The sequence below is a fragment of the Chromohalobacter sp. HP20-39 genome (assembly GCF_033052815.1).
GTDB lineage: Bacteria > Pseudomonadota > Gammaproteobacteria > Pseudomonadales > Halomonadaceae > Chromohalobacter.
The window spans coordinates 1-256 of record NZ_JAWHTP010000876.1 but is presented as its reverse complement, the minus strand read 5'-3'; the positions used below and the strand labels follow the sequence as shown (position 1 = coordinate 256).

Below are 256 nucleotides of genomic sequence, written 5' to 3'. Positions count from 1 at the left end.
CCTGGGCCGATGGCCCGGAAGCCTACCTCGGCATGGCGGTCCCGGGCTTCCCGAATCTGTTCATGATCTATGGTCCGAACACCAACCTGAACCACAACTCCATCCTCTCGATGCTGGAGATCCAGCAGCGCTACATCATCGATGCGATTCGCGGTATCGAGGCCGAAGGCGCTGGCGGGTTCCAGGTCAGCAAGGCGCTATCCGACGACTACAACCGTGCGCTGCAGGCGGCGATGAACGGCTCGGCATTTTCGGC

General features: G+C 61.7%; 1 pseudogene. It reads left to right on the top strand.

Annotated elements, in window-relative coordinates:
• A pseudogene (locus RVY79_RS20475) lies at positions 1 to 256 on the top strand (4-hydroxyacetophenone monooxygenase); the annotation flags it as partial.